Annotated in this window: 6 protein-coding genes; 1 reads left to right on the top strand and 5 read right to left on the bottom strand. The window is 59.8% G+C overall.

Features of this window, described 5'->3' with window-relative positions; translation table 11 throughout:
- Positions 1-521: 521 nt before the first annotated feature.
- The 5 genes from ABQU90_RS17780 to ABQU90_RS17760 form a co-directional block, all read right to left on the bottom strand.
- A complete protein-coding gene (locus ABQU90_RS17780; protein WP_323522883.1) occupies positions 522-2294 on the bottom strand; it encodes an ATP-binding protein in 1773 nt (590 codons plus the stop codon).
- Positions 2291-3436: a hypothetical protein gene (locus tag ABQU90_RS17775; protein WP_323522884.1), complete on the bottom strand. Its 1146-nt coding sequence runs from the start codon at positions 3434-3436 to the stop codon at positions 2291-2293. The genes ABQU90_RS17780 and ABQU90_RS17775 overlap by 4 nt, the downstream gene beginning before the upstream one ends.
- Positions 3437-3489: 53 nt before the next feature.
- Positions 3490-5094: a hypothetical protein gene (locus tag ABQU90_RS17770; RefSeq protein ID WP_323522885.1), complete on the bottom strand. Its 1605-nt coding sequence runs from the start codon at positions 5092-5094 to the stop codon at positions 3490-3492.
- Positions 5060-5656, bottom strand: a complete 597-nt coding sequence (locus tag ABQU90_RS17765) for a hypothetical protein (protein WP_323522886.1) — start codon at positions 5654-5656, stop codon at positions 5060-5062. Before ABQU90_RS17765 ends, ABQU90_RS17770 begins: the two co-directional genes overlap by 35 nt.
- A 342-nt stretch (positions 5657-5998) precedes the next feature.
- Positions 5999-7084, bottom strand: a complete 1086-nt coding sequence (locus ABQU90_RS17760; RefSeq protein WP_323522887.1) for a site-specific integrase — start codon at positions 7082-7084, stop codon at positions 5999-6001.
- A gap of 105 nt (positions 7085-7189) precedes the next feature.
- Between ABQU90_RS17760 and ABQU90_RS17755 the strand changes: the two genes are divergently transcribed.
- Positions 7190-8131 (top strand): DNA-binding protein, encoded by a 942-nt coding sequence (locus ABQU90_RS17755; RefSeq protein ID WP_323522888.1) that lies wholly within the window; start codon positions 7190-7192, stop codon positions 8129-8131.
- The last annotated feature ends 17 nt before the right edge of the window (positions 8132-8148 follow it).

Genomic DNA, 8148 nt, shown 5'->3' with positions numbered 1-8148 from the left:
ACCCATCCGCTTCGCAATGGCACAATCAACAACCACCTCTACTTCTGAGTGACTCGAAGAATCGAGGACGCTTCAGATCGAGTATTTTGCCAAGAAGGCCGAAGAAGAAGGGCAGGAGGTCGTCAAGGAACTCGTGCTCGATGCCAGGATCTTTCACGAGCATGGGCTAGCTCTTGCTGGTGCGTATGCACTAGCGGAGGGCGTGGACTACGTGATGTGGCAGAAGGTCACGCGCTATGCGTGGACCTAAGTCGCCTCTACTTATGTCAATCGGTACCGATCGGCGAGCGGCCGCCCCGCGGTGAGTGGGCGTTAGCAGATGATTGGGAAGATCTATCAGGGGTTGGGAAGGGCGGATGTTGACCCAAACTGCTTCGGCAGGGGTGCGGCAATCGACGCCGGTGTCGTCGGTGCACTTCGGTTTTGCCAGCGGCCACCCAGCTTGAATAGCGCATATCTACGTGGCCCATTCGCCCGTGCCGTCACACACCCTATTGCAAGATGCCCCAGGAGCTTTGGCGCTAAGCGTGCCAAAGCTCCTGCAGGTCGATGTCCCCGCTGTCCGGACGTCGGTTGGCGCTGAGCATGTCGACCTGGACAACCATCGGCAGGTCGAAGGCGGTCCCTGTCACGACGCAGCAGCCTTGGGTGAGGTTCGGAATCAGCGCACGGGAAATCGGGTCAAGGGTAGAGATGGTGTTGTCGATCAGGAACAGGTCGCGGTCGTTCACCAGACGATGGATCAAGAAGTTGTGGATCTGAGACACGATGGTCGGAGAGATGTCGGCCGGCCGTTGACTTGCTATAGTCAAGAAGACGCCGAACTTGCGTCCTTCTTTAATAATCTCCTCAAATAATTCCAGGCGGTAGTCCTTCCACGCTTCCGCTTCGCGGGCGGACATCTCGGACAGGATGTTGTGGGCCTCGTCAATGATTAGGTGCAACGTGCGGTCCGGCGGAGAGGCTACGGCGGCGCGGTGATGGTGATACGCGTGCTTGGCGATGAGGATGGGAAGAATCTTCTTTGCGTCGGTGCTGCACTTCTTAAGTGATACGACCGTCACCATGGGGAGTGGCTGTGCGCCCTCGACCGCAACTTGAACAGCTTTGCGCAGCATGGCGATCGCGCCTTCCATGCGCTTCATCAGCGGCAAAATATAATCGAGTTGAACTTGACCGGTACCGATATCGTTCATCAAGCCAAGTTGGCAGCGAATGTCCAACTCTTCGAATGCGTCCATGTCGGGCAGGGCGGCGGCGCCAACGAGCTGAGCTAGCGCGACGTCGTAGCCAACCCCGTCTGCGTTGAACCAGGTTCCGCTGCGGGTGTTATGGAAGTTCGCGGCGCCCCCGTGCCATTGAATCTCGTCAAGCGCTTCGATGAGGTCGTCCAGCCCCAACTGGCGGACCAAAAAACGGGCTCGATCCAAGAGTTCTGGACGCGGGCGGCCAGAGGTGAAGGTTTTCTTGACCACGCTGCGAAAATAGCGGGTCAACGAGTCGGCCAAGTGCCCAAAGCGCCTGCGGCCTTCCACCACTCGACTCAGGAAAGGACGCTGGGTGTGCTGGGTCGCCTGGAAGAGAAGGGCAAGGGTCTCGACATCCCAGAATTCGTCCAACGCAATCGTGATGCGGTCGCCGGGGATGCGTCCGGTCGACACATCTAGCAACCGTTTATGGGGTGCGTCGACCAGTTGCGCTTTGGTGTACTCGCCATTGAAGTCGATGAGGACGAAGCGGCTGCGTTGGGCTAAGCCAGGCGGGTTGCGCTCGAACAACGCCGTGTATAGCTTGGCCAAGGTGTTGGATTTGCCGCTGCCGGTGTTTCCAAAGATACCGATGTGGCTGTTGAAGACGCGAGTGTAGGGCAGCGCGACCGGCAGGCCTTCTTTCTGCAACACGCCGATGCGCAACCCTGGGACATGTGCCGATCGGTCAAAGATTTGCGCAATCCGATGGTCCGACAAGAGGTGCGCTTCATCCAAGATCATGGGCAAGAACTTGATCCCTTGCATGAACCGGCCGTCCTCAAAATATCCGATGGGCCGCGCGTCGATGCGACGCACATATTCGGTTCGAACGCCATCCGACTCACTCCGGCGCTCGTCCAAGAACTCACCCTCGACCATGCAGATGATGTCGCGAAAGCCGCGGGAGATGGCTAGGTACTCGCGGATCGAAATGCCCTTCAGCCGTTCGCCCCGGAGGAATAGGACCTCCTTGCTCGATTCCTCATCGATGCGGAGCGTGACCTTGGTCCCTGCCACAGCAATGACCTCGCCGACCCGCATCATGGGGCCGCCCCGACCACAGGGCCTGCGGCGGGCGGTGGGTTGGCGGCGGAGAGCAAAGCGTTAAACGCGTCGAAGGTGAGGTTGCCGTCCGTGGCCATCAGGCAGGCCACGTTCGCGTAATTAGCAAATTGGGCGGACAGGCGCGCATGCTCGGTCTCGTTGAAGCACGTGACAAAGACCATTAGTTGCGGGTTCGAAAGCGAGCGTTTAACCAGGTTGAGAATGTGCTCATCGGCGAACGAGAAGCCGAAGGTGATGAGGACAGCATGCTCACGCTCCAGCTCAAAGCTGAGCATCCTGAGCATCTGGTAGTAGTGCTCCTCAAACACCGTTTCGTGGAACTTCCATTTGGTGGGGTTCACGATTGGGAGGCGGCGGTAGGCGGTCCAAAACGCGTCCATCTGATCTTGAGTGAGGGGAGCGTCAGGCAGCGCCGTATCGGGGCCGCCGGCGTTCAACTGCTCCCAATACGCCTTCACGGTCTCGCGCATCCCCTCATCGACCAACGGAGCGTCCGCCGAGTGATCATGGCTGTAGGTCACATGCACTTGATCGGCATGCCGTGACCAATAGACCGACCCATGCAGGTTGATGATATTGATCTGGAGGACGGTCTGACGGTGTCGCTCGAAGATGCCGGTGCGGGTCAGGTAGGTGTTGTAGTTGCGCGCTTCAACCACCCGACGGAAGAAGCCGCGGCTTCCGTCGTTGACTACGAAATCCTGCCCGCCGTCGAGCATGATGCGATTGGCCGCTTCCGGCAGGCACCCGTCGTAGTTGGTAGTGAACACGTTGCAGCGCCGGTCGACCCCGCGGCGGCGCTGGAGCAGCGTTAGCACCGCCCGGATGAAGCGCTCGTAGTTGGCTTGGACCGGGGCCCGCGCGGGGTCGTTACGAATGGCTTCGAACGACATCACCTGAGCGGGACGAATGCACTGGTCGTAGTAGTGCATGAAAAGCGCGGTGTAGCGCTTCCTATCGTCCTGCTGCTCGTAATATGTCGCCAAAGTTTCGATGGTGTGTGTCTTGCCGTCCGCCCAGGTGACGTTCATGGCTAGGGTGGGCAGCAGCCCGAACGAGGCGCCGCACCCGATCAGAAAGCTGAGGGGTTTGTCGTAGATTGCGTTGACATCAAAGCTCATGACCGGTCCTTGGAAGGGTGAAATCTATGCCCTGCAGAGACATAGAACGTGGATCATTTTGCGTCCGGAGCAACCTGAGTTCGACTTGATACTAGTGAACTTAGCCAGGACTCTGCGCTAGCTCTGTGTGGGCACGCCTGCCACCACATTGCGAGCAGCCAAATAGGCAGGTTAGAGCGACGCCCAAGTCCCTCGGCCTCGGAGACCAGGGAGGACCATTCATACGTACTTGGATAAATGCGTGTCAGCTCTTGGCCCTGTCTTGCCGTGGGAGCAAGGTACATCCACTCTTCGGCGGGTAGGAAGTAGCGGTGGGAGAGTTTGGAGAAGTCACGCCAAAGGCGCTTGCACTCCGACTTCTCGCCGATTGCCGCCAGTGAAAGTAGGAGAACCCGTGCCATGTACGAGGAGCCCTCAAAAGTCTCCTTCTCACTTTCCTCCACGTCGAGCGACATCTGAGCGAGAAAGCTAGTCGTTCCGTCGTAATAGGGACTCGACAATGCTAGTCCTGAATCGGCTTGATTCAACACGATGATGGCGGCCGCCAGGCTTGCTAGGGTAGCCGCCACCCGCCCGTCGTCCCCCATTTTGCGAAGAACGAGTAGAGGGGGGAACTCGTAAGCAATGGCAGCCTCGCCCCAAAGGTCTGGAGCACCGCGCTCCTCCATGAGCCAAGCTCCCAAATCCGTGTGGTCTTCGGGCGGCAACAAAGGCTGAGATTCGTTAGCGAGGTACAGGGAGGACAGTAGCCCTCGCAGCACGCCGATCCGCCATCCATAGATGACGGAGTCCTCTAACCCCGAGGGCATCGCCAGGTGATCCCGCCGACTGACTTCGGCCCAAAGAGCTGCCAGCGCGTCAAGGATGGCCCTCTCGGCGAGTTCGAAATGGTGGCTTACTTCCCACTTTCCGCCACTCTTCTCGTACATCGCCTGCAGCATGGCCCGGCACACGGTCCAGCCAACCGCGACCGCTTGGTGGTTCTCGCTCAGCGCAAAGGGTGACAGCGCAATACTCGTTGCCCACATTGCACTGCTGGCAACTCGAGAGAGCTCCAGAATAGAGGGTTGGTCACTTTCAGAATCAAGTTGGTCCAGCAAAAGAATCGAGGCCAGCATGCCCGCAAGTAGGTCTAGCGGAAGCTGATCCGACGTGTCTGCCATGTAAAGGTCCAGAAGTCGCCTTGTATCGTCGATCTCGCTGGGCCATAACTTGGTTGACGCACTAAGAGCCATCTCCAACAGCTTGCCCCGGCTCCACAACTCGAGCTTAGAGGGATAGGGCGCTGTATTCATCTGTGAAACGGCTACCTGTACCTCTTCACTGAAGCTCCCGTTGCTGACGAGGTAAGACCGATGAACGCCAGGAGGGAAGCCAGGCATTGCGGGCGGCTGGGACATAAGCTGGACCAACTGAGGCTGGATTTCCCTTCGGAACTCGCCGGCAGTCATCTGCTTTTTGGGCTGACCTTTTAGCTGGAAGGCGCAACCCACTCCGTCCGGTGCGATTGCCAGTACGTCTTTTCCGAACTCAAGCAGGCAATGGCGGGTGCTGTGGAGAACCGTGTACCCGGATGCAGATAGCATCTGGACGAAGACCTGCTGGTAACTCAGCTCACTCGCACTATCCAACCAATTCTCGAGCAGCTTCTCTAGCATGGTATGCCTCACGCTTCCGCTGCATGATGTCGTTGTATCGTTGCTGTAGGACCGGGTCTGTATCCAACTGCCTTTGGGCTCTGGCAAAATCCCGCCTGGATTCTGGGTGCATGACCAGCCGCATATTTTTTATCTGACCGGCGTCATCAAAATCCATCTCGATCTTTTCGAGTAGTTCCAAGAACAGCTCGGGGGTGAACCCCTTTCCCTTTCCATTTACCACCTGGCCGGCAGCCTCCAGCGAGCGGTCAAGGTCGCCGTAGAGTTTTCTAGACATCCCCTCAGCCATCCGACGCGCCAAGTCGGCTAGAACATCGTAGCGCTCAGCCGGTGTGAGCGCCGCCACTTTTCTAACATCCAGCGAGCTCTCTGCGGAGACCGTCGACATGCCGCTTACCTCTGCGGTGCCATCGGCGCGCAGAGTAACCATGCCATCGCCTTCATGAATGATGTGTCTGGGGATGTCCGAGAATGCTCCAAGTTGCTTTTGAGCCAAGGCGCTGATCGTTTTGAGATGCACCTTGTGCAGCTCGTGCTTTACCTTTCGGAGATCGGGCAACATTAGATCTGCTTCCTCAGGGGGAAGGTAGTTTACCGGCACGAAAGCTGAGCTCGAGCCGTTTTAGCAGGTTTGACACGGAGGAGCGGTGCCCGCGCCCTCCTCTAGGGGATAGAATCCCGCCCCAGTTGAACTCTTCTGCTATGCCTCCGAGGCTAACTATTGCCGAGTCCTCCAAGGCCTTGACCATTGGCTGGTGCTTCTCCTAAGCATCATCCGCCGCGTCCTTCGCGGCGCTTGAGCCTCCAAAACTGACTTTCCCTCCTGACCAATTACCGTCCTAACTACCCAGAGCAGGTTTTGAGCCTCGCACGTGCGCCCGAGCACAAGGCTTATGGCCGGAAGTCAGTCTTCCAGCAAGCGGGCAGCAGGATTTGAGGAAGCGCTTCCGGTCTGGAAATACCCCACCACGCTCGACACCGACCGGTGCTCGGTCAGCTGCATGATCGCTGGAAGTGCCACACCTTGGCGGCTGGCTTCGGTCACGAACCCAGACCGCAGGCTGTGTCCGCCAAAATCCCCCTCCAGCCCGGCCAAGCGCGCCCGGCGTTGCACGATCTCACCCACGGCGGCCGGGGACAGGGCAGGGCCAACCCGCTGTTTCCACAGCCGCCGGAAGATAGTCCCCTCGGTGAGGCCTGAGGCCTCCAACCAGTCCTGGAGGGCGAGGGCAGCCCGATCGAGCACCGGTTTGTCCGGCGTCGAGCTGGCCGTAACCCCGGCCTGCTGGGTCTTGCTGTGCTCCAGCCGGTAGATATAGCCCGCCTCGCCAATCCGGCGCAGGTCGCGAAGGTCGGCGGCGGCGATCTCGCTGCGCCGGCGCCCGCCGCTGGCAAACCCGAAGCAGAGTAGGGCGCGATCCCGTATTCCTTCCAGGTTGTCGTCGCAGGTGGCCAGCAGGGCCTCCAGCTCGGGCAGGGTGATCGCGGTCTTCTTGCGCGGCCGCTCGCCGCGTTTGACTGCGGCTCGGGCGGCGCGGCTGAGCACGGTGCGGATCGCTGGCTGTTCGCAGGGATTGGTCGCCTGTTTGAGCCTGTGTGCGGTGGATAGCACGGCGACCCGATGCCGCACGGTGGCCAAGGTCCAGGGCCCAAGCTTGGCCTTCAGGCCGGCCGCCACCAAGGCCTGGTCCACGATCGGCGACAGCTCCCACGCCAGCTCACCGTCAGTCGAGCGGCGCTGCACGTGGTCGACCACAAACTGCAGCACGGTGGCTTCGGGCACCGGCAATGCGAGCTCGATGCCGTAGCGCGCCGCATGCCAGCCGGCCCAGTAGCGCAGGGCACTGGTGTAGCTGCGGGTGGTGTTCTCGGCCGCTGCTTCGGCCAGCAGCTCGCGCACCGCGTCCGCCGCCTGTTGCGCCAGCTGTTCGGGCAGTACCAGCTGGTGGACGGTCTGGACGAGGGCGGCACTAGTGGAATTAGCATTCATAGTATGTAATGTACGCTACAAATAAACAGGCGTAGCCACGATAATCATCACTTATCGCGAGTACGTCAACTGCGGGGCAGGGCGTCAATACGGGAGACATTTTTGATGGCCAGAGGCATCACCGAATCCGACGTGCACGGCGCTGCCGATGCACTTGTTGCAGATGGCGAACGACCTACGGTTGAGCGTATCCGCGCCTATCTGGGTACAGGGTCACCGAACACAGTGGTGCGCTGGCTGGAGACTTGGTGGCAAGGTTTGGGGCCTCGCTTGGCAACGGACCGTCAGGTCCGGATCACCACGGCCAACGTGCCTGAAGTCGTCGCTGCCCTGGCAGGGCAGTGGTGGACATTGGCGCTGGACCACGCCCGGGTGCAGGCCGATGAAGCAATGGCTTCTGATCGAGCATCCGTCTTAGACGCCCGAGAAACGTTGGAGCGAGACCGGCACGCCATGCAGGCGGAGCTGGCCCAGCTAGAAAGCTTGACCCACGCTGCCCAGCAAGCGGAACAGCTCGCTGCGGCACGGACCTCCGAGTTGGAGCGTCTTGTCGAGCAGTTGCAGCGTCAACTGGCGGAACTTGGTCAGCAGCGCGACGCCTCAGCTTTGCGTGCCACCGGTGCAGAAAGCGCCAATGAAATGCTGCGTATCCAACTCCAGGAATTGCAGGATGCGGCGCGTGCCGAGCGCGACACATTGACCCAACACATGCGTGCCACCGAGGACCGGGCACATGCGGAGATCGATCATGCGCGTCAGGAATCAAAGCAGGCCAAGCAGCAGCTAGCTACCAACCAGCGAGAGGCGGCGCTTGCTAAGCGCGGATTTGAGGAAGCGCTAGAGCGCGCACAAGGCAATGTTTCCGAGCTCCGCCAAGACCTCACGATCCAACAGGCACGCGCAGATGCGCTTGAAGCACAACTGGTCAAATTGAACGATCTGCCGGCAGCACTTGAAGCAGCTTGGCAGCAGCATGTGGGGCGGAGTCAGCCGACGCATCCCAAACCCGTGCGCTCTAAGCGAAGTCGCGGCAAAGCGGCTCCCTGACACCACGCAAGCCATAG

This window comes from Xanthomonas sp. WHRI 10207 (genome assembly GCF_040202975.1).
In the GTDB taxonomy this organism is placed as follows: domain Bacteria; phylum Pseudomonadota; class Gammaproteobacteria; order Xanthomonadales; family Xanthomonadaceae; genus Xanthomonas.
This window is presented reverse-complemented; position numbering and strand designations above follow the sequence as displayed.

Coding starts and splice junctions, on each gene's coding strand:
- ABQU90_RS17780 (WP_323522883.1), bottom strand. CDS start 2,294: ATGATGCGGGTCGGCGAGGTCATTGCTGTGGCAGGGACCAAGGTCACG.
- ABQU90_RS17775 (WP_323522884.1), bottom strand. CDS start 3,436: ATGAGCTTTGATGTCAACGCAATCTACGACAAACCCCTCAGCTTTCTG.
- ABQU90_RS17770 (WP_323522885.1), bottom strand. CDS start 5,094: ATGCTAGAGAAGCTGCTCGAGAATTGGTTGGATAGTGCGAGTGAGCTG.
- ABQU90_RS17765 (WP_323522886.1), bottom strand. CDS start 5,656: ATGTTGCCCGATCTCCGAAAGGTAAAGCACGAGCTGCACAAGGTGCAT.
- ABQU90_RS17760 (WP_323522887.1), bottom strand. CDS start 7,084: ATGAATGCTAATTCCACTAGTGCCGCCCTCGTCCAGACCGTCCACCAG.
- ABQU90_RS17755 (WP_323522888.1), top strand. CDS start 7,190: ATGGCCAGAGGCATCACCGAATCCGACGTGCACGGCGCTGCCGATGCA.